This window comes from Streptomyces sp. NPDC018610 (assembly GCF_044391765.1).
Taxonomy (GTDB): Bacteria; Actinomycetota; Actinomycetes; order Streptomycetales; family Streptomycetaceae; genus Streptomyces.
On sequence record NZ_JBISAL010000002.1, the window covers coordinates 422,899 to 449,873 of the forward strand.

At 69.2% G+C, this 26,975-nt stretch carries 28 protein-coding genes and 2 pseudogenes; 16 read left to right on the forward strand and 14 right to left on the reverse strand.

The annotated features are described in order from the left end of the window. Positions 1-7 precede the first annotated feature (7 nt). The 4 genes from ACH5A8_RS07220 to ACH5A8_RS07235 all read left to right on the forward strand — a co-directional run bounded on the left by ACH5A8_RS07220 (position 8) and on the right by ACH5A8_RS07235 (position 4,396). A complete protein-coding gene (locus ACH5A8_RS07220) occupies positions 8-712 on the forward strand; it encodes a Crp/Fnr family transcriptional regulator (protein ID WP_398998882.1) in 705 nt (234 codons plus the stop codon). 110 nt (positions 713-822) lie between these two features. Then, the gene (locus ACH5A8_RS07225; protein WP_398998884.1) at positions 823-1,608 is read left to right on the forward strand and encodes a hypothetical protein; all 786 of its coding nucleotides are present in this window, start codon (positions 823-825) and stop codon (positions 1,606-1,608) included. Next, complete coding sequence (locus tag ACH5A8_RS07230) at positions 1,605-3,623, forward strand: hypothetical protein (RefSeq protein ID WP_398998886.1); 2,019 nt, start codon at positions 1,605-1,607, stop codon at positions 3,621-3,623. Before ACH5A8_RS07225 ends, ACH5A8_RS07230 begins: the two co-directional genes overlap by 4 nt. Then, the gene (locus tag ACH5A8_RS07235; protein ID WP_398998888.1) at positions 3,620-4,396 is read left to right on the forward strand and encodes a hypothetical protein; all 777 of its coding nucleotides are present in this window, start codon (positions 3,620-3,622) and stop codon (positions 4,394-4,396) included. The genes ACH5A8_RS07230 and ACH5A8_RS07235 overlap by 4 nt, the downstream gene beginning before the upstream one ends. 114 nt (positions 4,397-4,510) lie before the next feature. On the opposite strand, the gene ACH5A8_RS07240 is transcribed toward ACH5A8_RS07235, so the two are convergent. The 3 genes from ACH5A8_RS07240 to ACH5A8_RS07250 all read right to left on the reverse strand — a co-directional run bounded on the left by ACH5A8_RS07240 (position 4,511) and on the right by ACH5A8_RS07250 (position 5,752). Beyond that, complete coding sequence (locus ACH5A8_RS07240) at positions 4,511-4,984, reverse strand: transposase (RefSeq protein ID WP_398998890.1); 474 nt, start codon at positions 4,982-4,984, stop codon at positions 4,511-4,513. Positions 4,985-4,989: 5 nt separating this feature from the next. Further along, entirely contained in the window at positions 4,990-5,232 is a 243-nt protein-coding gene (locus tag ACH5A8_RS07245; RefSeq protein ID WP_398998892.1) for a hypothetical protein, read from the reverse strand. A 64-nt stretch (positions 5,233-5,296) separates the two neighbouring features. Further along, positions 5,297-5,752 (reverse strand): GNAT family N-acetyltransferase, encoded by a 456-nt coding sequence (locus tag ACH5A8_RS07250; protein WP_398998894.1) that lies wholly within the window; start codon positions 5,750-5,752, stop codon positions 5,297-5,299. Between the two features lie 1,389 nt (positions 5,753-7,141). Here ACH5A8_RS07250 and ACH5A8_RS07255 point away from each other — a divergent pair. After that, a complete protein-coding gene (locus ACH5A8_RS07255) occupies positions 7,142-7,426 on the forward strand; it encodes a hypothetical protein (protein ID WP_398998896.1) in 285 nt (94 codons plus the stop codon). An 80-nt stretch (positions 7,427-7,506) separates the two neighbouring features. Here ACH5A8_RS07255 and ACH5A8_RS07260 read toward each other — a convergent pair whose 3' ends face one another. From ACH5A8_RS07260 to ACH5A8_RS07270, 3 genes are all read right to left on the reverse strand, one after another. Next, positions 7,507-8,772, reverse strand: coding sequence for a hypothetical protein (locus ACH5A8_RS07260; protein ID WP_398998898.1), 1,266 nt, complete (start codon positions 8,770-8,772; stop codon positions 7,507-7,509). 81 nt (positions 8,773-8,853) lie between these two features. Continuing rightward, a complete protein-coding gene (locus ACH5A8_RS07265; protein WP_398998900.1) occupies positions 8,854-10,182 on the reverse strand; it encodes a WD40/YVTN/BNR-like repeat-containing protein in 1,329 nt (442 codons plus the stop codon). Between the two features lie 173 nt (positions 10,183-10,355). Beyond that, the gene (locus ACH5A8_RS07270) at positions 10,356-10,688 is read right to left on the reverse strand and encodes a hypothetical protein (protein WP_398998902.1); all 333 of its coding nucleotides are present in this window, start codon (positions 10,686-10,688) and stop codon (positions 10,356-10,358) included. On the opposite strand from ACH5A8_RS07270, the pseudogene ACH5A8_RS07275 reads away from it, so the two are divergent. Beyond that, positions 10,672-11,252, forward strand: a pseudogene (locus ACH5A8_RS07275) (methyltransferase domain-containing protein); the annotation flags it as partial. The gene ACH5A8_RS07270 and the pseudogene ACH5A8_RS07275 overlap by 17 nt on opposite strands. A 25-nt stretch (positions 11,253-11,277) precedes the next feature. Here ACH5A8_RS07275 and ACH5A8_RS07280 read toward each other — a convergent pair. Then, on the reverse strand, positions 11,278-11,403 hold the full coding sequence (locus ACH5A8_RS07280; protein ID WP_398998904.1) for a hypothetical protein: 126 nt from the start codon (positions 11,401-11,403) through the stop codon (positions 11,278-11,280). Between the two features lie 429 nt (positions 11,404-11,832). Between ACH5A8_RS07280 and ACH5A8_RS07285 the strand changes: the two genes are divergently transcribed. Continuing rightward, the gene (locus ACH5A8_RS07285; RefSeq protein ID WP_398998906.1) at positions 11,833-12,264 is read left to right on the forward strand and encodes a hypothetical protein; all 432 of its coding nucleotides are present in this window, start codon (positions 11,833-11,835) and stop codon (positions 12,262-12,264) included. On the opposite strand, the gene ACH5A8_RS07290 is transcribed toward ACH5A8_RS07285, so the two are convergent. From ACH5A8_RS07290 to ACH5A8_RS07300, 3 genes and pseudogenes are all read right to left on the reverse strand, one after another. After that, complete coding sequence (locus tag ACH5A8_RS07290) at positions 12,257-12,817, reverse strand: phosphatase PAP2 family protein (protein ID WP_398998908.1); 561 nt, start codon at positions 12,815-12,817, stop codon at positions 12,257-12,259. The two genes, ACH5A8_RS07285 and ACH5A8_RS07290, sit on opposite strands and share 8 nt — an antisense overlap. 12 nt (positions 12,818-12,829) lie before the next feature. Next, positions 12,830-13,207 (reverse strand): annotated as a pseudogene (locus tag ACH5A8_RS07295) (helix-turn-helix domain-containing protein); the annotation flags it as partial. Between the two features lie 159 nt (positions 13,208-13,366). Beyond that, entirely contained in the window at positions 13,367-14,269 is a 903-nt protein-coding gene (locus ACH5A8_RS07300; protein ID WP_398998910.1) for a helix-turn-helix transcriptional regulator, read from the reverse strand. Positions 14,270-14,595: 326 nt separating this feature from the next. On the opposite strand from ACH5A8_RS07300, the gene ACH5A8_RS07305 reads away from it, so the two are divergent. From ACH5A8_RS07305 to ACH5A8_RS07330, 6 genes are all read left to right on the forward strand, one after another. Continuing rightward, positions 14,596-15,585: an aldo/keto reductase gene (locus ACH5A8_RS07305; protein ID WP_398999776.1), complete on the forward strand. Its 990-nt coding sequence runs from the start codon at positions 14,596-14,598 to the stop codon at positions 15,583-15,585. Positions 15,586-15,713: 128 nt separating this feature from the next. After that, positions 15,714-15,890 (forward strand): hypothetical protein, encoded by a 177-nt coding sequence (locus ACH5A8_RS07310; RefSeq protein WP_398998912.1) that lies wholly within the window; start codon positions 15,714-15,716, stop codon positions 15,888-15,890. Continuing rightward, complete coding sequence (locus tag ACH5A8_RS07315; protein ID WP_398998914.1) at positions 15,887-17,173, forward strand: multidrug effflux MFS transporter; 1,287 nt, start codon at positions 15,887-15,889, stop codon at positions 17,171-17,173. The genes ACH5A8_RS07310 and ACH5A8_RS07315 overlap by 4 nt, the downstream gene beginning before the upstream one ends. Before the next feature lie 74 nt (positions 17,174-17,247). Then, complete coding sequence (locus ACH5A8_RS07320; RefSeq protein ID WP_398998916.1) at positions 17,248-18,249, forward strand: aldo/keto reductase; 1,002 nt, start codon at positions 17,248-17,250, stop codon at positions 18,247-18,249. A 166-nt stretch (positions 18,250-18,415) separates the two neighbouring features. Next, the gene (locus tag ACH5A8_RS07325; RefSeq protein WP_398998918.1) at positions 18,416-19,372 is read left to right on the forward strand and encodes an NADP-dependent oxidoreductase; all 957 of its coding nucleotides are present in this window, start codon (positions 18,416-18,418) and stop codon (positions 19,370-19,372) included. Between the two features lie 66 nt (positions 19,373-19,438). Then, positions 19,439-20,425: an aldo/keto reductase gene (locus ACH5A8_RS07330; RefSeq protein WP_398998920.1), complete on the forward strand. Its 987-nt coding sequence runs from the start codon at positions 19,439-19,441 to the stop codon at positions 20,423-20,425. A gap of 187 nt (positions 20,426-20,612) precedes the next feature. On the opposite strand, the gene ACH5A8_RS07335 is transcribed toward ACH5A8_RS07330, so the two are convergent. The 4 genes from ACH5A8_RS07335 to ACH5A8_RS07350 all read right to left on the reverse strand — a co-directional run bounded on the left by ACH5A8_RS07335 (position 20,613) and on the right by ACH5A8_RS07350 (position 23,498). Next, positions 20,613-20,990, reverse strand: a complete 378-nt coding sequence (locus ACH5A8_RS07335) for a hypothetical protein (RefSeq protein ID WP_398998922.1) — start codon at positions 20,988-20,990, stop codon at positions 20,613-20,615. A gap of 76 nt (positions 20,991-21,066) precedes the next feature. Continuing rightward, a complete protein-coding gene (locus tag ACH5A8_RS07340) occupies positions 21,067-22,215 on the reverse strand; it encodes a PucR family transcriptional regulator (RefSeq protein WP_398998924.1) in 1,149 nt (382 codons plus the stop codon). A 31-nt stretch (positions 22,216-22,246) separates the two neighbouring features. Then, complete coding sequence (locus tag ACH5A8_RS07345; RefSeq protein WP_398998925.1) at positions 22,247-23,080, reverse strand: hypothetical protein; 834 nt, start codon at positions 23,078-23,080, stop codon at positions 22,247-22,249. Between the two features lie 184 nt (positions 23,081-23,264). Next, positions 23,265-23,498: a hypothetical protein gene (locus tag ACH5A8_RS07350; RefSeq protein WP_398998927.1), complete on the reverse strand. Its 234-nt coding sequence runs from the start codon at positions 23,496-23,498 to the stop codon at positions 23,265-23,267. A 229-nt stretch (positions 23,499-23,727) separates the two neighbouring features. Between ACH5A8_RS07350 and ACH5A8_RS07355 the strand changes: the two genes are divergently transcribed. Genes ACH5A8_RS07355 through ACH5A8_RS07365 form a run of 3 tightly spaced genes read left to right on the forward strand, consistent with a single transcriptional unit; the run spans position 23,728 to position 26,953 of the window. After that, positions 23,728-24,381, forward strand: a complete 654-nt coding sequence (locus ACH5A8_RS07355; protein ID WP_398998929.1) for a response regulator transcription factor — start codon at positions 23,728-23,730, stop codon at positions 24,379-24,381. Next, a complete protein-coding gene (locus ACH5A8_RS07360) occupies positions 24,372-25,640 on the forward strand; it encodes a sensor histidine kinase (protein ID WP_398998931.1) in 1,269 nt (422 codons plus the stop codon). The genes ACH5A8_RS07355 and ACH5A8_RS07360 overlap by 10 nt, the downstream gene beginning before the upstream one ends. A 38-nt stretch (positions 25,641-25,678) precedes the next feature. Beyond that, positions 25,679-26,953, forward strand: a complete 1,275-nt coding sequence (locus ACH5A8_RS07365) for a hypothetical protein (protein WP_398998934.1) — start codon at positions 25,679-25,681, stop codon at positions 26,951-26,953. Positions 26,954-26,975 lie beyond the last annotated feature (22 nt).

The window sequence follows — 26,975 nt, forward strand, 5'->3', positions numbered from 1 at the left end:
TGTCACGGTGAACTTCCTCTCCCTCGTCTCTCCTGAGGTATGGCGCGACTTCCTCGAACGCGGGCATCGGCGCACCTACCGGAGCCAGGCGGTGCTCCTGGCACAGGGTGAGTCGCCCGACGGTGTGATCGCGCTGGTCGATGGTCTCGTCAAGGTGGTGCAGGGCAATGAGGCCGGGGACCGTCTGACGTTGATGCTCCGCGGCCCCGGCGAAGTCCTCGGCGAGATGGGCGTGCTGCTCGACCGGCCGCGTTCGGCGACCGTGACCGCGGTACGCCCGTGTACCGGGGTCGTCATGGCCGCACACGCCTTCCGTGGCTTCGTGACCCGGCATCGCCTGGAGCCGGTCGTGTACCGGCTGAGCGTGGAACGGCTGAACAGCCAGGAGCGTCTGCGCGCCGACCTTGCTCATCTGCCGCCGCCGGCGCGCCTGGCACGGGTGGTCGTCTATCTCGCGGACGAGGTGGGTCACCGCGACAGGAGTGGCGGTCTTGTCGTCGAACTCGGCATACCCAGAGAGGACTTGGCCACGATGGCGGGCATGAGCCGGTCATCAGCGTTTGCCGCCCTCGCGCGTCTCCAGTCCGACGGCATTGTCACGCTCGGCCGTCGGCGGCTCGTTGTCAGAGATCCTGCCCTGCTGAGGGCCGCAGCCGAGGACGACGGGGTGGGTGACGGCGACCGACCGCCGCGCGGAGCTCCTGTGATGTGACGTGCGGCACGCCCGTACCGTCCAGCGCTGGACGGTCGGCTCCCCGCTCCCCGAACAGGGTGGTGCTCTCCCCACCGCATGGGCGGGGAGAGCTACGAGAGGAGCGGCGCATGCTGCCGTCATGGGAGCCCTTGTGGCCCTACCGGGCCGTGCTGGCCGTCGACGCCAGGGACTTCGGATCACTCGACAGCAAAGGGATGCAGCGAGTCAACGCCGACATCCCACCTCTGCTGGCCCAGGCACTGAGCGCCAGCAACGTCAGCGCGCACTGGGAACGGCGCGTGTTCGGCCAGCACACGGGCGATGGCTACGTCGCCGGCATGGACCCCGAGGTCCTGCCCGCGCTGGTGGGGCACTTCCCCGACGCACTGCGCCAGGCGCTCTCCCGTCGGCGGGCCGAGAACCCGCACCTCAAGCCCCTGCAGCTGCGGGTCAGCATCCACGTCGGCCCGTTGCCTCAAAGCGGTCTGGGCGTGCCCATGGTGCACACCCACCGACTCCTGGACGACAAGGCGCTGCGGGCGGTGCTCGAACGTGGCCATCCCGAGATCACCAACACCGCCGTGATCGTCTCCCAGCGGGTGTACGAGGACGTCTTCGACAGCGGCTGTGTCAACGGCGACGTACTGCCGGCGCACTTCCACCGGCATCTGGTGAGGGTGAAGAAGTTCGAGCAGCCGGCCTATCTGCACCTCCCGGGCTTCGACTGGGGGCTCGCGGATCCGGACATCTTCGAGCCGTCCACAACGGCGGGGGGTGAGGAGGAGCCGGGAGCCGGGGCGCTCGTGGCGTCGGCGCCCACGGCTCCGGCGGGTCCCGGCGCGGTGACTTTCCACCAGTACGGCGAGCACGGCAAGCAGGGCTACAACTTCTACGACAAGCGGGGGCGGCAATGAGCGACCGCAGCAGCGAAGCACCCGACCCGACGTACCACGGAATCGAGCCGGTGGGGCCCCAGGCACACGAGGATCCGGCCGGCGCGCCGCCGTCGAACGCGTCGGAGTTCCACCAATACGGCGACCACAGCGTCCAGGCGGTCCACTACGCCGTACACCTGAACGGTGACTACGTTCACCCCCTGCCCATCGACGGCCGCGACCCCGCTTACCGTGCGAGCGAAGACGGGCGCTTCGTCGAGCCCCGGGAACCGAACCGTCTGCCCGACGCCGCCAAGATCCTGGAAGCGCACGGCGTCGTGGTGCTGTGCGCCCCCGCTGGCAGCGGCCGGCGGACCGCGGCGGTACGGCTCCTGCGCCATACGGCGGGACCGCAGGAGCCAGAGCTGTTCGACCTGGAACCGGAGTGGACCAAGCCCGGGGCCCAGTGCCTGCCGGTGCGCTCGGCGACGGGCTACCTGCTCGACCTCTCCGACCTCCCGGACGAGCCGCCCGCCCGCTTCGGCCAAGACTTGGTCCGTCATGGAGCGGCACTGCGTAAACAGGGGTCTTTCCTGGTCGTGCTCGCCACCCCGGGCGACTGGCAGGGCACATGGGCGGATGCCACTGGCGACGTCGCCGTACGGCTGGAGTCCCCCGGTGCGCGGCGCCTGGTCGAGGCCGAGCTCGACGCGCACGGTCACGGGGACCGGCTGGCCTGGCTGACGGACGAGAAACTTTCCCCGATCTGGGAAGCCGACCCGTCCGCCCGTGAGGCGTGCCGGCTGGCCGTACTCCTCAGTGCGGTCAACGGCAGGGAACAGCTCAAGGAAGCCGTGGACCGTTTCGGGGACTGGCATACCACGGTGGAGAAGCTGCTCAACAAGCGCGGTGCGGTGGACGGGAGTCCGTCGTTGCTGTCCACTCGGGTCACGGTATGGGCGGGAGCGCTGCTCGACGGAGGGCGGCGCGGTTCCATCGTCCGCGCGTCCGACGACTTGCTCGCCTCGCTGGGCCAGGCCCGCGGGCCGGCCGATGTGCTCACCGACGCGACGTCGTCCCGTCGGCTCCAAGCAGCCGAGATCGAGCCCGTCGGCGAACGTGCCCACCACGACCGCACGTGTCAGGGGCTGCCTGCTGCCATCCTGCGTCATCTGTGGGACGAGTTCCCCACCCAGCATGACCTGCTGACGACGTGGGCGGTCGGTGTCGCCGCGAATCGGTCCGTCCCGGAGGACGACGCCCGTCTGGCAAGCGAAGCCCTCCTGCGCCTGGCGGTACGTCGGCACGACAGGAAGGTGCTCGACGCTCTCGCGACGGGGCTCACCGGCCCTCGGCGCATCTTGGCCGTCGAGGCGCTCACGAAGGCCGCAACCGACGCCGAACTCGGCCGCTACGTCCGGGACCGACTCCTCAACTGGGCAGAATCCAACAACGCCGAGAAGGTCGATCTGGTCATCGACGTCTGTGGCGGGCCCTGGGGTCTTGAGCAGCCGGCGCTCGCCCTCACCCGCCTGGGCAAGGCAGCGGACGGAAAGGAGTTCGGCGCCGAGAAGCTGGTCGATGCCTTCCGGGAGCTCGTCCGGCACGCTCCTGGCCTCGTGGACAAGACGGTCGTGCAGTGGCTGAAGAAGCATGGGGTCGAGGCCGATGGAAAGGCGCACCGCCAAGCTTTGGGGGCCTTCCTCGCACTCGTCTCCAGTGACACGGGTACGGACCTGGTCCTCGCCTCGGCCCGCGACGCGTCCAGCAGGGAGCACTTCGTGCATGCCTGGCAGACGCTACTGTCCACCAACGACGCCGTGGACGCCGTGCTCGATCAACTAACCCGGTGGCAGGAGCGGTTCGAGCACGACGCCGACCAGAGGGACGCGGTGATCGCCCTGCTTGCGGAGGTCTTCGCCCCGCCACGGCTGCGGTTGCGGCTCGACCGGCTCTTGGTGGCCGACGGAGCGGTAGTCCGGCCGTTCTGGCGGGACATCCTCGGCCACGCCATGCAGCACTACAGCCTCGTCCGGAAAGCGTCGGAGGCATGACCGATCGTCCCGGTCCCTGGTGGAGACGGCGGGTCGGCCGGTTCACGGCGTACTGGCCCACCTGCCTGCCGGGCGTCCGCTTCCTGGCGCGCGGCACTCTCACCCATCAGATCCCGCCCAGGGCGACCGGGACCCACCACGGGGTCGCCGCGCGAGCGGCGGCCCGCCTGGCCCTGGACGAACTCGGCCGCGGCATCGCCGGGGGGCACCAGCCCGAGGAACTGGAATGCGCTCAGCAGAGGCTCACCCTGGCGGTCTCGCCGTGGCACAGCCCCGACGGCTATCCCGGCCTCTGGCTCAGGGCACGACTCACCCTGCTGCTCCCCCAGCAGGACGCCGACCGGGCCCAGAAGCACCAGAACGCCCTGCGCGACGCTGAACTCCGGCTCGCGCAGGACCGGTTGCGTCGGCAGGAGCTGGCTCGGACCGTGTGCACCGACGGGGACAGCGCCCGCCTCTGGTGGCTGGAGCAACATCTGGACGACCTGTCGGCCCTCAACTGGGCATCGTTCAGGGACACGATCCTCCCTTTGGTGGGGACGTCGGTCACCGAGCGCACTCAAGCCGAGCGGCTCGCCCACACTCTCCTCTACGTCTGGGAGCGATTGGACGACGTGCCGGGACGGCAAGCGCGGTTCATGGCCACGACCCGCACGCTCTTCGAGCAGATGGGTTGGGCCGACGGATTCCCCTGGCCGTCACCGTCCGGCGACCTGGAGTCCGTGGCGCCCTCCCCAGCAACCGTCCCTTTAGCAGCGGAGGATAAGCAGTGAAGACCTCCCTACTGCGCTGGCTGCTCGACCCGCTCACCAGTCTGCTCGCCCTACGCCTGTGGTCCCGGGAGCGCGGCTGCAGGCCGTATGACGCGGCGTGGCGACTGGCCAGGGTCATGCGCCACCCGGACGAGATCGTGTACCGCGTTCACGGCCACCGCCCCAATGATCGTGGAGACGCGCTTCCTTGATTACGGGCAATGCTGCTGCAAGACACGAGCCAAGTGGGCGCGGCCTGATCATTGCCGGCGAGCCGGACATCTCGAAGGGACCCCCCTCTAACGCGGGGGTGCGGGAAACCGGTCTGACCAGGTTGAAAACCTCGCGGACTGCGTATCGCTTGAGGCATCGAATGATCTCACGGCGGATCTTGCCCTCCTGGGTGCGACGTTCGTAGTACGCCTGGGTGCGCGGGTCGTGGCGCAGGCGGGTGAAGACGATGCGGTGCAGGGCGGCGTTGGCCTGCCGGTCGCCGCCGTGGTTGAGCCGGCACGTGCGCCGCCGGCCGGAGGAGTACTCGATGGGGCTGACTCCGCAAAGGGCAGCAAAGGACGCCTTGGTGTTCAGCCGCTCGGGGTTGTCCCCCATGGTGATCAGGAGAGTGACGGCGCTGTCCGGCCGATGCCTACCGGAACGAGTAGCTGTGGGGCGTGGTGTTCGACGAGCCGGGTCAGGCGTTGATTCAGCTCATTGATCTGCGCGGTGAGCTGTTCGATGCGCTCGGCGAGCATGCGCAACGTCATGTGGGTGGCCTGGGCCATCACTCCGTCCTCGTCTCCCCCACCGTCGAGTGGGCTGAGGGTCTCGCAGGTGCGGAACAGCTCGGCATTGCCCAAGCTCGACAAGCGCTCCCGCAAGAAGGGATCCTGGACGGCTATGCCGACAGACGATGCCGATCCTTCAGGACGAAGCTTCTACCGGTGGGCGCACCATCTCACCGGGGTAACTGTGATCTCCTGACATTTCATCGGGTTCAGGGACGTATGTAAATCCGAGCTTAAGCCACACTCCGTACAGCTCCCGGTCCCACGCTGACAAGAGGATCTCTTGATCGGGCACCCGAGCAAACAACTCATCGACCAAAGCTCGTGCCACTCCCCTTTGTCGGAACTCGGGAGAAACGTGGAGCTCATAAAGCCTGACGTAGCCGGGCTCGCCGCCTGCCGCGCGCTGCAGACTGGAGTGAAGCCATCCCATACGCACGCCTTGGTCGGAATCCTCTGCGATCAGGGCGTGCAGCGCCTCCGCCAGGGAGGCGGCCCCCTCCTGCTTCTCGACGGTGACCGTCCAGCCCTCGGTGTTGTTGCTCATCCATTCGACGTCGGCTGGATGAGCGTCACGGACCCTGATCTTCATGCTTCATAGCCTACGACTGCGCCTCTAGTGGCCATCACGGCGGTGTGAGCCTGACCAAGTGGCCGATTTCTCGGGCAAAGTAGCGATCGAGACGCATGAGACTGTCACGCGCGGGTTCCCGATGCGGCGTTTGTAGCAGTTACGGGAGTACGGATCAACGCCTACATGGACGTCACACGCGACAGCGAAGTAGCCGTGGCCTGGACACAGGCCGAGATGGCCAGTTCAGCTGCCGATAGCCAGCCAGTCGATCCGGCCGTAACCGCTCCCGCACTCACGCATCCTGGTCGCGCTGGATGGAAAACTCACCCCGATACGAACGGATGAGCGGGTTCGATTGCAAATCAGGCACCCGGGAGAATTACAGGCACACGGACTCCTTCGAGGAACCGACCGCATCATGCGCGCCAGCGCGTTCGACCTCACGCCGAAGCCGCACCGGAGCACTCCGGTGCGGCTTCCACGTCTCACGGATCCGGGCAGAGACCCCGCCAGGACGGACCTCGGCGGGGCCTCGCCATATCACCCGCGTATCACACAGCCATCACCAACTGGGCAGACGCTCTCGGACCAAGAGGCTTCGACCTGCAATTTCATGCCCTCAGTGGACTGGCATCGACGCCCCTGGACGGTCTCTACAACCTGTGCCATGTGGTACCCAGTGAGGGACCCAGGATCAGGACCGGAGCGTCTTCTGGCCCGTCAAAGCGGTATTGCAGGGTGTTGGGTGGTGTCTCACTCACGCCCCAGACCCTCTCACGTCTCACGGACGCCCCTATAACGCGGGGGTGCGGGAAGCCGGTCTGACGAGGCTCTCTACACCGCCGGCCCGCTCACCGTCAGCGGCGGCAGCGCACGCGCCACGGCCCACGGCGCGGCGACCGTCCCCTCACCGCACGTCACCAGGCCGCTGCCGATCCGGCACTGACCTGAGAGAGTGCACGGTGCGCTCCGGCGGAGACGCCGGGGCGCACCTTGATATAGGGGGACAGGGGCCGATTGGGGCAGGAACCAGGCGCCGGACCCGGGCGTCACAGTGGCGTGCGGCGACTTGAGGAGGCAGGTGTGACGCTGGAGCAGCAAAGACGCAGGCCGGGGCTCGGAGGGCCGTGGTTCGGGGCCGCCATCGTCGCGGTGGCCTGCCTTCTGACCGCCTGCGGAGGCAGCGGCAGCAGCTCACACCCCGTCTCCCCGTCACCGCGCCCCTCCGCCGACCCGCACGCCACAACGCCGTCGGCGAGCGGTACGAGGGAGACAGGTCCTCCAGCCCCGCCCTCCACGTCGCCCTCGGCGACAGCCCCTCCCGGAACACCGTCGTCGCCCCCGAGAGGCACGGCCACGCCCCCTGCTACGGCCTCCGCGTCGCCTGGCTGCCTGGCAGGCTCCGTCATGATCACCCACAACGCCGGGGACGCCTCCACCCAGAGCGTGTGCGTGCGATCCGGCACGACGGTGACCGTCGTCCTGGAGCCCCGTGCCCCGGGCTCCTGGCCCCAGCCGCGCAGCAGCAACCCGATGCTGGCGCTGGTGACCTCCTCCGCCACCGACCGCAAGGGCGTCACCCGGGTCACGGTGCGTGCCGCGCGCATCGGATCGGTGACCGTGACGTGGGGTCCCGAGAGCGCGCCGCTCTTCACGCTTCGGCTGAGTGTGGCGGCGTATCCGGTGCAGTGAACCCGAAAGCAGGACGGCCGGTGGCCCCCGGTTCGGGGCGGCACCGGCCGTCGTCGTGCTACTCAGCGTACGGGTGGTGATCAGTCCTTACGGCCCTTGAGGCGCCGTACGTCGAAGGACCAGATGCCGCGTCCGTGCGTGGCCGCGTACAACTTGCCGTCCGGGCCGAGGCGCAGCTGCATCACGGCCGTGGTGGGCAGGCTGTGGCCCAGGACCTGCCACTTGGTGGCGCCGGCCGGCCGGTAGAAGGTGGCCAGGTCGGTGCCGAGGGCGAGGCCGCCGTTGGGCAGGAGCTTGACCGTGTCGGCGGGGACGTCGGGCAGGTTGGCCGAGATGTCCGTCCAGCTCGCGCCGCCGTTCTTCGACTCGAAGACGTGGCCGACGCCGGCGCCCGGGCCCTCGGTGAAGCGGCGGGAGAAGCCGTTGATCGCCACGTAGACGTGCTGGGCGTCGGCCGGGTCGATCTCGAAGCCGGAGACGTAGCGGTTCGGGATGGTGCCGTCGACGGGGAGGTCGAGCTGGTGCCAGCCGGTGCCGTCGCCGTTGCCGACCGCGATGCCCCGGGTGAAGCCCTGGTTGTTGCAGGGGCCGCACCAGCCGACGTACACCGTGCCGCCGGAGGACGCGACGGCCGTGGCCACGTGGCCCTCGCCGAGGTCGTAGGCGTTCGTCCACTCCTTGCCGGAGCGGATAGCGAAGCCCTTGGTGTTCACCCACACGTGCCGGCCGCCCGCGATCCAGGTGCCCGTGTCCTTGGCGTCGGCGGCGATGGGCGCGATGAAGCGGGCGCCCGCACCGCCCTGGTCCTTGTCCGGCGGTGCGACCTCGTACTCGGTGGCCTTGGTCGGGTCGGTCGACCAGGAACCGTCGTTCTCGCCGCAGTTCTGGGTGACCCACATGTCGAGGTAGACGTACTCGGCGGCGATGTTGCAGCCGTTGGCGGGGTCGGCGATGGTGTCGCCGCCGTCGCCGCCGAAGTTGGAGCCCATGACCTTGTCGTGGCCACGCAGGATCGACTGGCCATTGTCCTGCAGGCCGCCGGTGACGGAGACGCCGCCGTTGGTGAGGTCCCTACCGACGCCCACCGAGTAGTACTGAAGGGTGTCGAGGGTGCCGTCGCTCAGGGACTGCCAGTCCTTTGCGTGACCGCCGGAGTCGACGGCGCCGTTGAGCGGGCGGCGGTAGATACCGCCGTCGTTGCCCACGTACGCCCAGGTCTTGCCCTTGTAGCTGCCGATCGCGACCGCGTGCTGGTCGGAGTGGGTCGTGGGCGAGCAATCGCCGGTCTGCTTGGCCGGGTCGATGCTCCAACAGGGGAAGGGGAAGTTCCAGTACGGGCCCGGCACCGTCCAGCTCTGGCCGCCGTTCTTGGTCTCGAAGACCTCTTCCAGGCCGAGGTAGACATGGTCGGCGTTGGCCGGGTCGACCTAGAGGAACTGGTTGTACCAGGACTGGATGCCAGGCATGTAGCCCGCGCTCTGCAGGGCGGATCCGGACGCCTTCAACTTGGTGTAGTCCGCGATCAGCGTCCACGGCCCGAACGGCGAGCCGCTCTTCGACACGTACACGCCCTTGAGCCCGCTGTCCGGGTTCGCGGCCGTCTGCGCCGGCGACTGGTCGATGGCGTACAGGCGCGAGCCGTCCGCCGCCGCGGCGAACGTCACGTTGCCGACGTCGGCGCTGCTCGTGGGCAGGTCACCGAGCCCACTGACCGGCTTCCAGCTGCCGTCGTCCGCCTTCGCGTACAGCCCGTTGTAGGCGTCGCCTCCGCGCCAGCCGACCGCGAGGAGGACCTTGGAGGGGTCCTTCGGGTCGACGGCGATGTCGTTGGCGATGTTCTTGTACGGCGCGCTCGGGTCGTCCGCCTTCGAACCACCCGGCAGGTAGTCCGGGTTGGGCGCGAACTCATGCTTCCAGGGTCCGGACAAGGTGGTCGTCGAGTGCGACCAGACGCCAGTGCTGGTGGCCGCCCACACCGTAGTCCCGGCGAAGCGCAGGGCGTGGATGACGGTGGACTCCAGTTCGGCGCCGCCCACGCGGTCGCCGGGCTGGAACTGGCCGTGGCGGGGGTCCTTCAGGACGTACACGCCCGTACCGACGAAGGACGTCGCGCCGGTGTTGGACTCGCCCGTGGCGTACCAGAGTCGCTGCTGGCCGTCCAAGGAAAGAGTGCCCGTCGACAGGGACGGGAGCTTGTCGGAGATCGGCTTCCAGTGTCCGCCGCCGGTGGTGGAGCGGAAGACGCCGCCGTTGGCTCCGCCCGCGTACACATAGCCCTGGTTGTCGGCGGCGATGCCGGTGATCCGGCCCGTGACCTCGCCCGCGCCGCCGCTGGAGTTGGAGTTCACATCGCGGTAGCGGGGGTCGTCGGAGTTGTACACCCTCTTGGTGACGTGGTCCCAGCTGCCGCTCGTGTGCTTCATCGACTGCAGCTGCTGCCAGGCCGCCCCGTAGGCGCCGGGCGCGACCACGCCCGGTGCGGTGCGGGCCTCGGTGAACTGGGCGGTCGCCTCGGCGGAGTTCTCCGCCTCGTCGGCCCCGTCGTCATCGCCGCCCTCCGCGGCGAACGCGGACACGCCGTGACCCGCGTGCACCGCCTTGATGTGCTGCCGGCCAACGGCGGCCTGGTGGCGTGCCTGCCAGGGCCGGGGTCTTGCGTCGTTCGACGCCGCGAACGACTGGGTGCTTACCAGTCCGAACGCGGCCGCTACGACGGTGCAGGTTATGAACCGTCGCTGGTGCTTCGGGGGCAACATGCCCGCTCCTCCCTGCGCCGGGAGCATGGGGGTGTCCCGGGCGCAGAGGGGATCTTGGCGTGACCACAACAGTCACACAAAGGGCTCACAGGAAAAATGGCGCTCTGTTTACCTTGCGCCTCACATGAACCCGAAGTTCCGGAAGCTGCAGCCGCTTTGTGACACCTCTTCGATCACCGGACGAGCCTGTGCGGCCGGGCTCCCAGCGTTCCTGCGGTGCGCGCTGGGGCTGTGGCCGTGGCCTCGGCAAAGGGTCCGTTGTGCCTGCCGGCGGGGAACAGCCCGCTGTAGGCGTCGGTGGAGTCCTGCGGCGCGTTGGCGTTGGTCTCGACGAACAGCGGCCGTACAGCGGAGCGGCCGTCCGTAGCGAGGCCCTCGTAGTCGCCGATGGCGAGTTCGGCGATCGGCTGCAGGGCGCCGGTCTCGTTGTTGGCGGCCATCACCGACACCAGCTCCGTGTCCTCGTCCAGAGTGGCGGCCAGCGCGGAGAGGTACGGGCTCGACATGACCGAGGAGATGCTCTCCCTCGCCCTGGCCAACGCCGCTAAGGCAGGCGCGACCGACGTGGAGTTCCTCAAAGGCACCATCGAGGCCATCCCGCTGCCCGCGAACACCATCGACGTGGTCATCTCCAACTGCGTCATCAACCTGTCCGTCGACAAGCCGGCCGTCTTCGCCGAAACCATCCGCGTCCTCAAGCCCGGCGGCCGCGTCGGCGTCTCCGACGTCGTCGCCGACGACACCCTCACCGCCGAACAGCGTGCCGAGCGTGGTGACCACGTGGGCTGCATCGCCGGGCGCTGTCCTTCGCGGAATACCGTGCGGGCCTGGAAGCTGCAGGATTCACCAACGTCGAGAGCACTCCGACCCACTCGGTCGCCGACGGCATGCACTCCGCGATCGTCCACGCCACCAAGCTCACGACCAGGAAGGCGACCGAGACCGCAGACGCGCCGGCCGACGCCTGCTGCGGCGTGAACTCCTGCTGCACACCGGCAGAGACCTCAACGGACCCGGCACGCACCGTCGCCGAGGCGAAGACGGCATCGGGCTGCGACTGCCAGGACTGATCCCGGAAGCGCACGGCCGCGCACGTCAGGCTTGGGCGCTCAGGGTGAGCTGGGCGCGGTGGAAGTCGAAGTGCCGGGTCGGGTACCGGTAGACCTCTTCGAGAGTCATCACGTCCTTGAAGAACGGGTCCCACCGAGTCGGAAAGCGCATCTTCCGCGCCAGCTCCCTTTCCGACTCGGCGTCCAGGCGGCAAGAGCCGCAAGCGTGCGATCGAGCTTCGCTCCCATGCGGCGACGGTCGTAGACCCGGGCGCCGCCCACCGCCCCGAGATAGTTGATCACGTCGAACGGACGGGTGGACACATCGAGAAGGCGCGCCCATGCACCACTCACACCGAGCGGAAGACGACCGAACATCCGAACCAAGGGAAGCAACGCCCGTACGACCATGTATCCGAACAGCATGTGGTACAGCAGCTGTTCATTGGTCCAACGTGTCCCCTGGCTCCGCCGACGCAGGTCCTCGGCAGTGGCCGGCTCGAGCAGCCGATGGAACGTGGCGCCGGCCTGCCGCAGCTCCGCATGAACGACTTCCCGGTCCATCCGCTCCTCCTCGCCCATGCCGCCGAGGCACTGCCTCATGATGGCGCGCACTGAGCCAACCGGCACCGGAAGCGACGAGGACGGCGTTGGCCTGCCGGTCGCCGCCACGGTCTCCCATGGTGATCAGGAGAGTGACGGCGCTGTCCGGGCCGATGCCCACCGGTATGAGCAGCTGCGGGGCGTGGCGTTCGACGAGCCGGGTCAGACGCCGGTTCAGCTCGTCGATCTGTGCGGTGAGCTGCTCGATGCGCTGGACCAGCAGGCTCAGGGTGATGCGGGTGGCCTGGGCCACGGCGTCCTCGTCGTCCCCGCCGTCTTTGCCGTTGAGCGGGCTGAGGCGCGCGCAGGTGCGGAACAGCTCGCGGTTTCCCAGCTCAAACCACGCCAGCCAGCGTCGTCTCAACGCGCCGCAATGCCGCAGTGTGGACATGAGAAGCCACCTTCGCTGCGAGTAGTCGCCTTCATGTGAGGGAGCAAGCCGGGTGGCGTGGACGTGTCCCGACACCCGTCGCCCCGTGGTGAGCAACTGCACGACGCGTCATCTCTGAAGCGGCCAGCCAGCCGTATCCGAACGCCCAGCCGCCGACGACGTCCGAGGGCCAGTGGACACGCAGTGCCAGTCGACTGAGCCCAACGAGCGCGGCCACGGCGCCGGCGGCCTCCGGGGCGGCATCTGTGGCCAGCCCGGTCGCCAGCAGGGCGGTCGCGGTGTGCCGGGACGGAAAACTCGCTCCCTGGCAGTGCGCGAGCCGCTGCTCCGCCGGAGGCCGGGCACGGTCGACGGCGTGGCAGAGGGCCGTGCGTACCGCGTCGCCGACGGCCAGGACCAGCAAGGGCCGGTACCGGTCGAGTGCGGGCGCGGCGGCCCGTTCACGCGTCAGGCACCGTACGGCCACCGCGGTGTACGCGACGGGACGCGAGCCCAAGGGACAGCAGGACCGTGCCGAGGAGCCCGACCACCGTGCGCGTTCCCCAGCGGCCGATGGGCTGTCTGCCTTCCGCAGCCTTGTGCGAACGGGCATCGCCCCTTATTCGACGAACCCCGCCGTGAGAACGAGGTCGTCCAGCAGGTACTGCAACTGGGGCTGGACCCGCTGCCGCGCTCTGCCGCCGGCCGGGGGCAAGGCGGCCTTCCCCGCGAGAGTCAGCAGGTACGCCAGCTGGTCACCGTCAAGCCGGAGAACCTTCCCGAGGGCGCCGAGGACGGCTTCGGACGCCTGCAAGCGCCCCTGTTCCAGCCGGGTGTAGGAGTCGGTGCTGATCGCGGCCAGCCGGGCGACCTCCTCCCGGCGCAGCCCGGGGACGCGCCGCGGCTCGCGGCTGTCGGGCAGACCCACGTCGCCGGGGCTGAGCTGTGCACGGCGTGCCTTGAGGAAGGCTCCCAGTTCGTTCAGGTTCGGGTCGCGCTGCACACGCACAGCTTGGCACGGGGCCACGCCCCCGCGCACCGACTGGGTGCGCTGGCCTGCACGCGACGCCCGCGGAGACGGGGCCGACGGCGTGCGCGCGCAGACGGCGGGGCCGTGGATCCCGCGCGATCGGCGGCGAGGCAACGCTGCCAAGGACATGGCTCAGCGGTTGCCCGCGTGATCCGAGTCTGCGGTTGCGGCGTCTCTGGCCGCGGCGTCTGTGGTGGCGGCCCAGGCGGCCAGCAGTTGCAATGCGTCGTAGGCCGGGGTGTGCCGGGCGGCACTGTACGCGGTCAGGGTCAGGCCGGGCTGCGCGGGCAGTTCCATGGCGTCGAAGTCGAGGGTGATCTCGCCGACGACCGGGTGCCGCAAGGCTTTGCGGCCGGTGTGGTGCAGGCGCACGTTGTGCTTGGCCCACGCGGTGCGGAACTCCTCGCTGCGCGTGACGAGCTCGCCGATCAGCCCCGTCAGCTCACTGTCACCGGGAGCCCGGCCGGCTTCGGTGCGCAGCAGGGAGACGGTCGTGTTCACGGACTGCTCCCAGTCGGGGAAGAAGTCCCGGCCGCGCGGGTCCAGGAACTGGAAGCGGGCCACGTTGACCGGGCGCGGTGCGTCCTCGGTGTACAGCGGCGCGTACAGGGCGCGGCCGAGGCGGTTGACCGCGAGCATGTCGAGGCGGCCGTTGCGGATGAAGGCCGGCAAGTCGGTCATGGAGTCCAGGACGCGCAGCACGCTGTCCGGGAGCGGGCCGCGGGTGCGCTTGGGGCGTCGGGCGGGACGGCGGGCGACGGCGCGGGCCAGGTCGTGCAGGTGGGCGCGTTCGGCCTCGTCGAGCTGGAGGGCGTTCGCCATCGCGTCGAGGACTTCCTCGGAGGCTCCGGCGAGGTGGCCGCGCTCCAGGCGGACGTAGTAGTCGACGCTGACGCCGGCGAGCATCGCGACTTCCTCACGGCGCAGCCCGGGCACGCGCCGGTTGCCGCCGTAGGCGGGCAGCCCGGCCTGCTGCGGGGTGATCTTGGCGCGGCGGGAGGCCAGGAACTCGCGGATGTCGCTCTCGGTACTCACGACCTCCAGGCTAGGCGGCCGGGCCCGGACGAGGGGGGTCCTGTCAGTACCTGGCACAGCCGTACCTTCCACCCGCACGTGACCTGCGGTTCCCTCGACAGAGCCCGCCGTTGCCATTCCCGGCGACAGCGCAGAGGCGAGTGCGGGCCGCCGGGGCGGGCGCCCTTGCCACAGAGCGGGGATGCCCGGTTCCACCACTGTCCGTGAGCGCAGGAGTCGTCCACTCGAAACACGTCAGCCCCGCCTACGAAGCCAGCGCGCTCTGCGCTCTGAGCCGATACCCACATCACAGCCCATACCGGATCGGAAGGAACCACCCCATGACGATGACCTACAACCACCTCGGCCGGACCGGCCTGAAGGTCGGCAAGATCGGCCTGGGGACTATGAACTTCGGCTGGGTCACCGACGAGCCCACGAGCTTCGCCATCCTCGACCGGGCCGTAGAGGAAGGCATCAACTTCATCGACACCGCCGACGTCTACGGCGGACCGCAGTCACCCGACATGACGCAGGGCTACGGTGCCTCCGAAGAGATCATCGGCCGCTGGCTGGCCCAGGGCGGCGGCCGACGTGACCGGATCGTGCTGGCCACCAAGCTCTACCAGCCCATGGGCACCGGCCCGAACGACAAGTACCTGTCGGCCTACAAGATCCGCAGGGCCGCCGAGGCCAGCCTCCGACGGTTGCAGACCGACCACATCGACCTGTACCAGATGCACCACGTCGACCGCTCAACTCCGTGGGACGAGATCTGGCAGGCCATGGAGCAGCTCGTCCGCGAAGGCAAGGTCACCTACGTCGGCAGCAGCAACTTCGCCGGCTGGCACATCGCCACCGCCCAGCAGGAGGCGAACAAGCGGCACTTCCTGGGCCTCGTGTCCGAGCAGAGCCTGTACAACCTGGGCGCCCGAACCGTCGAACTCGAACTGATCCCCGCCCTGCGCCACTACGGTCTCGGCTTGATCCCGTGGAGCCCGCTGGGCGGCGGCCTGCTCGGGGGCGCCCTGGAGAAGGCTGACAGCGGCCGTCGCTCGTCGCCCGACTTCCTGGCCACCGTCGACCGGCACCGGCCGCAGCTCGAGAAGTACGAAGCACTGTGCGCGGACCTCGGCGAGCGCCCCGCGGACGTCGCCCTGGCGTGGCTGCTGCACAACCCGGCCGTCGTCACCACCATTGTCGGACCGCGCACTCCCGAGCAACTGACCGAATCGCTGCGAGCCCCGCACCTGACCCTGTCGCCCGAGACGCTCCGCGCGCTCGACAAGATCTGGCCCGACCCAGGAGGCGAAGCTCCCGAAGCGTACGCCTGGTAGTCCGGCGAGCGCGGTGTCAGGGGGACGGCCACCGACCGGGTACCGCGTCGCTGAGAACGACGCCCGACGCACCGAACCGCCCTACGAACTGCACCCCCGTCGCCACGGCCACCAGCAAGGAGGACACGATGCACCACTGCACACTGGGGCGCGACCTGCGAGTCCCTGCCATCGGCCTCGGCGCCGTGGACATGCCTCGCGGCAGCCACACCGAGGTCTCCCCCGCGCTCCGCAGCTCCGACGCCACACGCGATGCCCCTGGCCTGCTCGAACCCCGCGACGCCACCGTGGAGGCCATTGCATGAACGACCAGGCCATACTTCCCCTCGGCCGCCGCTCGGCCACAAGCCCCCCGCGAGGCGTCGGCCCGGCACTGTCCACGCTGCTGTTGCTGCTGACCGTGTTCGGCCCCATCTCGATGGACCTCTACCTGCCGGTCCTGCCCTCGCTGACGAGCGATCTCGGCGCGGCCACCTCGGCGGCGCAGTTCACCCTGACCGCCTGCCTGATCGGGCTCGCCGCGGGGCAGATCGTCGCCGGGCCGCTGTCGGACCGGTTCGGACGCCGCCCACCGCTGCTCATAGGGATCACCGCCTACATCGCCGCCTCCGTGCTGTGCGCGATCAGCCCGAGCCTCGTGACCCTGGTGATCGCCCGGCTCATACAGGGGCTTGCGGGCGCGGTCGGGATCGTCATCGCGCAGGCAGCCGGCCGGGACGTCTATGAAGGCGGTGCCCTGATCCGTTACTACGGGCGTCTGACCGTCCTCGGCGGTCTCGCCGCGATCGTCGGCCCCATCCTGGGAGGGCAACTCGCCCGCGTCACCGACTGGCGCGGCACCTTCCTCTTCCTCGCCGTGATCGGTGTGCTGCTGCTGGTCGCCACCCTGGTCGTCTTCGGAGAGACGCTCCCCGGGGATCAGCGCACCAGCGGCGGCATGAAGCAGACCGGCCGCGACTTCCGCCGCCTGTTCTCCGACCGCCTCTTCGTCGGATCGGTGCTCATCGCCGGCCTGACCTACGCCGCCCTGTTCGCCTACCTCTCCGGGGCGACCTACATCCTCCAAGGCACCTACGGACTTTCCCCGCAGGCATACTCGGTCGCCTTCGGTGCGAACTCAGCCGGTTTCATGGTCTTCGGCTACCTCGGCGGTCGCATCACCGAGCGGCGGTCCGAACGCGGCGCACTGGTCATCGGAATCGCCTTGACCGCCACCGGCTCCCTCGGGCTCCTCGCGACCGGACTGTGGAACCTGCCCCTGCCCGTGGTGGTCGCCTCCCTGTTCGTTCTCGCTTCCGGCGTCGCGTTCACCGCGCCCCCGACCACGTCGCTCGCCCTGGCCGACTACCCGGAACTCGCCGGCACCGCGTCCTCGGCACTGGGCTGCGCCCGCTTCGGGCTCGGGGGAGTCGCCGCACCGCTCGTCGGCCTCGGTGGCGCCCGAGCCGTCCTCCCGCTGGGCATCGTCACCGTAGCGTCGATCGCCCTCGCCGTCGTCGCCTATGCGGTGCTCGTCAAGCAGTCGCGGCAGGGCGACCTGGCCCGCGGCCGCCCTGAGCACGGACGAACGCCACACCGTGACCGATAACGATCTGGCCGACGACGGAAAAACGGGAGATTCGCAAAACTCCCCCCAACTCATCGATCGGGGTATTCACCGCTATGCAATACACACGACTTGGGACCTCAGGACTCGTTGTCAGCCGTATCGCGCTCGGCTGCATGACGTTCGGGGACACCGCGAGCGGTTTCAGCAAATGGGCACTCAACGAAGAGGAGTCCGAGCCCATTTTCCGGCAGGCCGTCGACCTGGGTATCACCTTCTGGGACACCGCCAACGCCTACAGCTTCGGCAGCTCGGAAGAAATCGTCGGGCGCGCCATCAAGACATACGCGCGCCGCGAGAACATCGTGCTCGCCACCAAGGTCTTCTACCCGATGCACTCCGGTCCGGGCGGCTCCGGAACGTCCCGCAAGGCGATCATGGAGCAGATCGATGCATCTCTGACCCGGCTCGGCACCGACTACGTGGATCTCTACCAGATCCACCGCCTCGACTACGAGACGCCCGCCGAGGAGACGATGGAGGCCCTCCATGACGTCGTCAAGGCGGGCAAGGTCCGCTACATCGGCGCATCATCGATGCTGGCCTGGGAGTTCGCCAAGCTGCAGTACACCGCCGACCTGCACGGGTGGACGCGGTTCGTGTCCATGCAGGACCAGTACAACCTCCTCATGCGCGAAGAAGAACGCGAGATGTTCGGCCTGCTCGCGGATCAGGGCGTCGGCAGCATCCCCTGGAGCCCGCTCGCGCGCGGCCGGCTCACCCGGCCCTGGGGTTCTGAGACCCGACGATCCGAAACCGACCCCGCGTACGGGCGCCTCTTCGTCGAAGAAGAGTCGAACAGGAAGATCGTCGAGGCAGTGCAGTCCGTAGCCCGGGCACGCGGAGTCTCCATGGCCACGATCGCACTCGCGTGGGTCCTGGCGAATCCCGTCGTCAGCGCGCCGATCATCGGGGCATCCAAGCCACATCACCTGGCGGACGCCGCCGCGGCCCTCGACATCACCCTGACGGACGAAGAGATCAGCACGCTCCAAGAGCACTACACGCCTCGTCTCGCCACCGGCATGAGCGCCGCGGACCGCCCGCCGCTGCGCTGACAGAAGCGTCGGTGGACATAGGGGGGAAGAATTCCATCCTGGGAAAAATTCTTCCCCCCTTTTGCTCTTCGAATGCAGGGTACGGTCGATTACGGCGGAAGCGACCACATGAAATGCACCACTCTGCCGCCATCGCGACGAATAAAGAATGTGAGGAAACACCCGCATGAAAGTCATCGGACTGAGCGAGTACGGCAGCCCCGAAGTGCTGCGGCCGTTCGAACTCCCCGACCCGCACCCCGAAGCACAGGAGGTGTTGGTGCGGGTCCACGCCGCCGGTGTGAACCCCGTCGACGCGATGCTCCGCTCCGGGCAGCTGCGGCAGATGCACCAGGGGCTCACTCCCCCGTTCGTCCCCGGGATGGAGGTCGCCGGCACGATCGAGGAAGTCGGCAGCGAGGTGGATCCCCGCTGGGGCCTGGTGGCCGGTACCCACGTCGTCGGTTTCGTGGACAACCTGGGCAGCCACGGCGGCTACAGCGAATACCTCGCACTTCCCGCACGGTCCGTGGTCCAGTCCCCCAAGGGCGCGCCCACCGCTGACGCGGCCGGCTTCCTGAACAACGCGCTCACCGCCCGAAACGTCCTCGACGCCTTCCAACTGCCCCCGGGAGCCACCCTCCTGGTCACCGGTGCGGCCGGATCCGTCGGCGGCTACCTGGTCGAACTCGGCGCCGCAGAGGGCCTGCACGTCGTGACCGTCGCGGCCGAGGACGACGCGGACCTGCTCCGCTCACTCGGCGCGCAGACACTCGTGCCCCGCGGTCCAGACATCGCCGAGCGCGTGCTGAAGGAACTGGGCGGCCCGGTGGACGCGGTAGCGGACGCGGCCCTGCTGCATGAGCGGATCGCTCCCGCCGTCCGGGACGGCGGCCAGGTCGGCATCCTGCGTTTCTGGGACGTCGACCCCGGGCGCGGCATCACGGTCAAGCACCTCAACGTGCGGGAACGGGACGGGGACCGCGACGCGATCGTACGGCTCCGCGACCAGGCCGAGGACGGCACGATCACCCTGCGCCCCGCCCTGTCCTTCGCCGCGGACGACGCTGCCGCCGCACACACCCGGCTCGAACAGGGCGCCCTGCGTGAACGCATCGTCCTGACCTTCGACCACAATCAGTGACCATCCGGCTCGGCAGGACAAGCCCACTCGGTTGATCGAGCGGGGCGCCCGGCAAGGAGGAGAACGATGCACACACGAACGCTGGGACGGGACCTGCGCGTCTCCGCGATCGGGCTCGGCGCCATGGGCATGTCCCAGAGCTACGGCCCGAACCCCGGTGACCGCAAGGACATGATCGCCGTACTGCGGGGCGCCGTCGAACGCGGCGTCACCTTCTTCGACACCGCGGAGGTGTACGGCCCGTACGTCAACGAGGAACTCGTCGGAGAGGCCCTCGCCCCGCTGCGCGACCAGGTGGTGATCGCCACCAAGTTCGGCTTCCGCATCGAGAACGGCGCCCCCGCCGGGCTCAACAGCCGCCCCGAGCAGATCCGCGCCGTGGCCGACGCTTCCCTCAGGCGTCTCGGAGTGGACACGATCGACCTGTTCTACCAGCATCGCGTCGACCCGGACGTACCGATCGAGGACGTCGCCGGGGCGGTGGGCGAGCTGGTCCGAGAGGGCAAGGTGCGCTGCTTCGGACTCTCCGAGGCCAGTGCGCAGACCATCCGCAGCGCCCACGCCGTGCATCCGGTGACGGCGGTGCAGAGCGAGTACTCACTGTGGACCCGGGACCCCGAGCCGGAGGTGCTGCCCACGTGTGTGGCCCTCGGCATCGGCTTCGTGCCCTTCAGCCCCCTCGGCAAGGGATTCCTGACCGGGACGGTCGACGCGTCCACGTCGTTCACGGACGGCGACGTCCGCACCACCATCCCTCGCTTCACCGCCGAGAACCGCGCGGCGAACCAGGCTCTCGTGGACCACGTCGCGACGCTCGCCCAGGCCAAGGGCGCCGCACCCGGCCAGGTCGCCCTCGCCTGGCTCCTCGCCCAGCACCCGTCCATCGTTCCGATCCCCGGCACACGACGGCTCTCCCGCGTCGAGGAGAACACCGGCGCCACTCAACTCCCCCTCTCCGCCGACGAACTGGCCGACCTGAACAAACTCGCCGGCCGGATCGGCGTACAGGGCGACCGCTACAACGACCACCACATGTCCCTGGTCGACAGGTAACGAAGACACGTCAGGCTTGCGGACGGGCGGCACCGATGCCGGTGGCGCCCGCCCTCGTGGCAGGCAGGTATACCTCGCAGACGTGCTCGTCAGCCTGCCTGGCTCCCGCGATCCATTGCGTCGGCGCCGCGATGGATGCCCATGTTGCCGAGCGCGCCGGAACGGAATGCGGTGGCAGGCGCACTGGTCATAGTTCGGGCTGGTGGATGGGATGGGGGAAGACGCGGTCGCCGTGCGCGTCGAAGAGCATCAGAGCCCTCATGTCCACGAGGAGGGAGAAGCGGTCGCCGGGCCGGCAATGCAGGTCCTGTTGTGCGCGCAGGACGAGCTCGCCGACTCCGTAGTTTTCGGGCAGGGGTGGAACGGGCCGGGGCGGTGCCGGCGGGCGGTGATGGAGCCCTTCGCGTAGACGTGTGCCCACGTTGCGCAGGAGTTGGAGCAGAGCATTCTTCTGGTGGTGGTCTTGATCACGAGTGAGGGTGGTGTGGGGGACGTCCGCGCGTCGGGAGCCGACGGTGACGTGCAGTAGGGCTTCGTGGCCTTGATGCTCAACGTGGGTGACCATGGCGAGTCCAGCGCTGGCTGAGGACCCCTTCCCGGCCAGCTGTCCAACGTGGCCCGTCGGAGGGCGCTCGCCGGCTTCATCTCGTTCTCGATGGTGACGTCCCGGCAGCGCCTTGTGCCGCGTCGAGCGCACTGACGGCGACCCGGGCCCGCAGCGCGTCCGGGCCGCTCGTCACGTCGAGCCCCGTGATCTCAGCAGCGCGGCGCAGCCGGTAGTCGACCGTGTTGGGGTGGACACACAACGCCTGTGCGGTGTCGCGCCGACTGAGCCCGCATCGTAGGCAGGTGCGCACCGTGTCGAGGAGTTGGGGCCGGGTCGTCAGGGGCCGCACGAGCTGGGCCAGTTCGTTCCTGGCCGGTCCTGGACGCATCAGCTGGTACTCGAGCAGTACGTCCGGGAGCCGGTAGAGGCCCGGCGGCCGTTCCGATGCGGCTGCGACCCGGCGCACCTCCTGGGCGAGCGTCACGGCGGCGGGGAGGTCTCCGGGGGCGGCGGCCATCGCGCCGGCTGTGATGTCGATGCCCGCGACCCGCCGCATATGGCTGAGGGCGGCGGCGACCCGTGCCCAGTCCTGGTCGGTGACTTGGTCCGGTTCTATGCGGCACGGAATGAGCGCGAGGCCGCCTTCACTGGACAGGACGGACAGGACGGTGCCGTCGACGTGCCGGTCGAGTTCGACCCGCAGGCGGCGCAGTTTGCGTTTGCCGGGGATGGCCGGGCTGACCCTGTCCAGCTCCTCGTCCGGGTGCGTGCCGAGGGCGAGGTCCAGGACGAGGTAGCAAGGGGGCACGTCGAGACCCCAGCGGGCGGCGGTGCCCGCGACGTCCGCGCCCTCGATGAGCGGAGTCAGAAGTGCCTGCCGTGCCGACTGCTCTTCGCCGAGGACCGCCTGTCGCTCGGCGAAGAAGCCGGCGACCACGGTGACTGTCATCCGCTCCAGGAACTGGAACACCAAAACGGTGACGGCCTGTACGTGTTCCAGGTCGTCCGCCGTGGCGTGGCGGAGCATCTGCCGCAAGCGTTCCTGCGCGCCGACGTGGCAGGCGCGCACGACGGCCTCGCCGGGCACACCTTCCTCCGCGCGCTTGGCGGCCGACTGCCGTAGTGAAAGGAGTTGGTTGTCCGTGGGGAGTCGCCCTGTGCGCAGCATGGCGGCGAAGGAGCCGATGCCCTGTTCGACGACGCGGCGGATCTCCTTGAGTCGCTCGGGTGATTCAGTTCCCACGGTGGGTCATCTCTGTCCCGCCGCCTTCCCTCTACTCGCGCTCGCCAGCCGTTTCCGGTGTGTCGGCGGCCTCACGCCCACCCTGTACGTCGGTCTTGGTCGCCGCCAGGTAGGCGACCACCAGAACGATCAAAGCGAGCAGGACCGAAGTCACCGGCCCGTCGCCGAGGCCGAGGCCCCCGACGGAGCGAGGCTTGCCCAGGCCGTCGGCGATCGAAGCGCCGAGCGGACGGGTGATCACGTAGGCGGCCCAGAAGCAGAACACCGAATTCCAGCGCAGCCAGCGGTATCCCACCGCCGGAATGAGAATGAGCACTGCGAAGAGGAATGCGGAGGTGAAGTAGCCCAGGTGCAGGGTGAAGGCGGTGAAGTCGCCCAAGGCGGTGCCTGTGGCGAAGGTGGCAACGACGGTCGCCCAGTAGAACGCCTCACGGCGGGGGGAGTCGATGCTGTGGATCGACAGTGTGCCCTCGGTCCGCCGCCACACCCGGAACACGCCCAGGAGAAGCAGCGCGTACAGCGCGCTGGAGAGGGTGTAGGGCACGCCGAGAGCCACGTGCACCACGTCGGCTGCCATAGTGCCGAAGATGCCGACCATGGCGACGGCGAACCAGTACGTCCACGCCCGGTAGCGAGCCTGGCGGAACTGGAACACGAGCGCGAGGAGAAAGGCGGCGAAGCCGAGCACCACCGCGAGCTGCGGCACCAGAGCCTGGACGAGATAGTCCGAGGCGCTCTCCCCCAGCGCGGTCGACAAGCCCTTGGCGACCCAGAAAGCGATGACGACTCCAGGCACACGGATCGCGCCCTGGAAATCGCCTGTGGCAGTACTGCCCGAACGGGCATGACGTGCTGTCGAAATCACCTCGGAACCCTACATGAAGTAGGGCCCTGTCTGTCTACATGACTGTAGACGCCGTGGCGTTGCGCCGACGGGAGGGCGTCCCCTTTGCGCCGGTGCCCGTTATGCGCATTCCACCGGCTCTTCCGTGGCGGGGAGAGCGCCGCCCATGCCGGTGAGTGACCGCCACACGATGGTGGGGCTGCCGTCACCGCGTGGCGGTTGATGCGGTGGCGAACACCACGACGCCCGCGGCAAGTGCGCGGCGGGCGCCGATGCGGTCGGCCAGTGAGCCGACGGACAGCAGCGCGACGAACCTCAGGGTGCAGCCGCCGGCGACCCACTGCAGGCCGGTGATGCCGCCGCCGACGTCGCGCCGGACGGAGGGCAGGGCGACGTTGACGACGACGGCGTCGAAGGTGTTGACGAAGAAGCCGAGCACCGCGGCGGCCAGCGTCGCCCCGGCGGCGCCGCCGGGCCGGGGCGGCGGATTGGGTGCCGGGGTGGGTGGCCGCGGTAGATCGGAACAGCGCGGTCCCCAGCCCGTCGCCGGGGCCGCAGGACACCGGTGCGTGCAAGCTGCCGCAGCATGTCCTCGGGACCTCTCCCCACTGTCAGGCGGCTGACCAGGGAAGATGGAGAACTGGAACAGGAGTATCTAGGGTCGCCACGTGGCTTTCATCATGGTGTGCGAAGACGACGCGGCGGTCCGCAGCGTGCTCAAGCGCGCCCTGGAGCACGACGGCCACACCGTCTCCGTCGCCGCCACGGCCGACAGCCTGCTGCGGCAGCTCGCACCGGCGCCCCATCTGGTCGTCCTGGATCTCGGGCTCCCGGACGCCGACGGCCGTGATGTCTGCCTGGCCCTGCGGGCTCGCGGCGTCGACGTGCCGGTGTTGATGCTCACTGCCTTGGACGGCCTGCATCACAAGGTGGGCGGCTTCGAGGCCGGCGCCGACGACTACATGACCAAGCCCTTCGACATCCCGGAACTGCTGGTCCGGGTCCGGGCGCTGCTGCGCCGGGCCACCGTCGCGCCCGCACCGCGCGAGGTCGTCCTCGATCCGGCGAAGCACGTGGTGACCTACGATTCGGTGAGCATGAGCCTGACCCCGACCGAGTTCCGGCTGCTGGGCCGCCTGATCGCCTCGCAGGGCGACGCAGTACGCCGTCACGCCCTCATCGCCGCCGGCTGGCCGCACGGGGCGCAGGTCAGCGACAACACCCTCGACTCCTATGTGCGCCGGCTGCGGGCGAAGCTCGGTCCGCTGGGTGTGGCCGAGCGGCTGGCGACCGTCCGCGGCGTGGGCTACCGATGGCAGTGACGGGCTTCCGTAAGCGGGTCGTCGCACTCACCGTGCTGATCGCCACCGCCGTGGTCGCGATCCTGGTCGTCGTCTCGCACGTGCTGCTGAGCCGGGTGACCGACGCCGACGCGCACGATCTGGCACGTACTCGCGCCGAGGCGGTCGCGGGGAACGTCACCGCCGAAGGCGGCCGCGTCGTACTGACGGAGAACAGCAGCGAGGCGCTCGACGAGGTCGCCTGGGTATATGCCGACGGCCGCCTGATCGACGGAAACGTCCCGCCGAGCCTGGTCGATCGCGTCCAGGAGCTCGCGGACTCCGGGCGAGCGCAGACCGCGACGGTCGACGATTACCTCCTGTACGCGCGGCAGGTCCCGATCCACGGCCACCACGTCATGGTGATCGTCCGGGTGGACCTCACGCCCTACGAGACATCCGAACAGCGCAGCCTGACCTTGTCCCTGATACTGGGCGGCCTCACGATCCTCCTCGCCGGCGGTGTCGCACACCTCGTGGTGTACCGCGCGCTGCGGGTCGTGCACGAGATGGCCGCCCTCGCCGACGACTGGGGCCAGCACGAACCCGGGCGCCGCTTCAACCTCGGCGTCCCCCGCGACGAGTTCGGGGAACTGGGGCGGACCCTGGACCACCTCCTGGAGCGCGTCGACAATGCGCTGGCGGACGAGCGCCGGCTCACCGATGAGATCGCCCACGAGCTGCGGACACCGCTCACGGTCCTGCGGGCCGAGGCGCAGCTGGCGCAGCTGTCCGGCGAGCCGGTGCCGACGGAGGCGGTGCTGAGCGAGGTTGACCGCCTCGATACGGCGATCACGACGCTTCTGCGCGCCGCGCGCGCACGGACGGACAAGGGGACGCGGTGCGACCTGCGCTCCGCCGCACGGCAGGCGATCGCCGGCCGTGCGGTCGAGGTCGCCTTCCCCGCGAAGGTCGAGGTCGCCGTGGCGGCCGACGTCGCCGTGTCGCTGCTGTCACCCCTGCTGGACAACGGCCTGCGGCATGCGAAGTCCGGGGTGTGGATCACCGCCCGCAACCAGGGCGAGGCCATCGTGGTCGACGTCCTGGACGACGGCCCCGGATTCGATGCCGCGGACGTCGAACGGGCCTTCGAAGCGGGGGTGACCGGCGGCGACGGGTACGGGCTGGGACTGCCGGTGGTCCGGCGCATCGCCGCCTCGGCCGGTGTGGAGGTCCGCGCGATCGCGGACGGCCGCGGTCACGTCGAGGTGACACTCCCGGCCGCCCGTGCAACCGCGTAGTCAGGTTATGTGCAGCTTCCCCGCGTGAACCTCCCCGCATGACGACGACAACGGAAGCACGCGCACGCAGCGGGCGCCTCATGATCAACAAGGTTCCCGAGGTCACCATCTGGTTTTGGTTGATCAAGATCCTGTGCACGACCGTCGGTGAGAGCTTCGCCGACTGGATCAACATGAAGCTGGGCGTCGGCCTGGTGAACACGGCCTGGATCTTCACCGCGGTGTTCGTGGTGGTCCTGGCCGTCCAGCTGCGGCTGAAGCGGTACGTCCCGTTCCCTTACTGGCTGACCGTGGTCGTTGTCAGCGTCACGGGCACCTTGTACACCGACATCCTGACCGACCAGCTCAACGTGCCGCTGTGGATCAGTTCCGCGGTCTTCTCGGTACTGCTCGCGGTGGTCTTCGGTGTCTGGTGGCTGCGTGAGCGCACGCTGTCGATCCACTCGGTCACCACGCTGCCTCGGGAGTCGTTCTACTGGCTCGCCGTTCTCGTCACCTTCGCGCTCGGCACCGCGACCGGCGACTGGACGCTGGAGCTGACCGGCTGGAGCCCGGGAGTCTCGGTCCTGCTACCGCTCGGCCTCATCGCGGCGATCACGGCGCTGTGGAAGTTCGGCGCCAACCCGGTACTGTCCTTCTGGCTCGCCTACATCCTGACCCGCCCGCTCGGCGCTAACATCGGCGACTGGCTCGCCTCCCCCAAGGTCGCCGAGAACCCCGGCGACCCCACTGGTCTCGATCTGGGCACGTTCACCACCAGCGTGATCTTCCTGGGCCTGATCCTGGCGACGGTGGTCTACCTGACGGTGACGCGCTCGGACGTGACCGAGGCCCACGAGGCTGCCCACGCCGTACACACCACCGGCGACCCGCGCAAGGAGCGCGTCGCGCTGGCCGGCTTCGGACTGCTCGCCGTCGTCACCGCGGGCTTGCTGGTCTGGGCCCACAGCCAGCCGCACGTCGGCCCGGCGCCGGAGGAGGACAACACCTCCGCTGTCCAGATGGCTCCCGGCCAGGCGGTCAAGAAGTTCCCGCCCGCCAAGGTCACCGCGCTGAAGACCCTCGCCTCCACCTCCCTCAAGGACGCACGCTCGGGGAACGAGACCGGGGCCCACGCGGCCGCCCAGAAGCTGCGTGACCTGTGGGACGCCGACCAGGCGTCGCTGCAGCCGCTGGACCAGACCGGCTGGACCTCCATCGACGCCCAGATGGACAAGATGCTCAAGACCTTCGGCATCGACCACTCGAACCCGCCGATGTCGCCCGCGCAGCAGGAGAAGGAACTGAACGCCCTCCTGACGGACATGGGCTGACAGACCGCACAGCGCCCGCCCG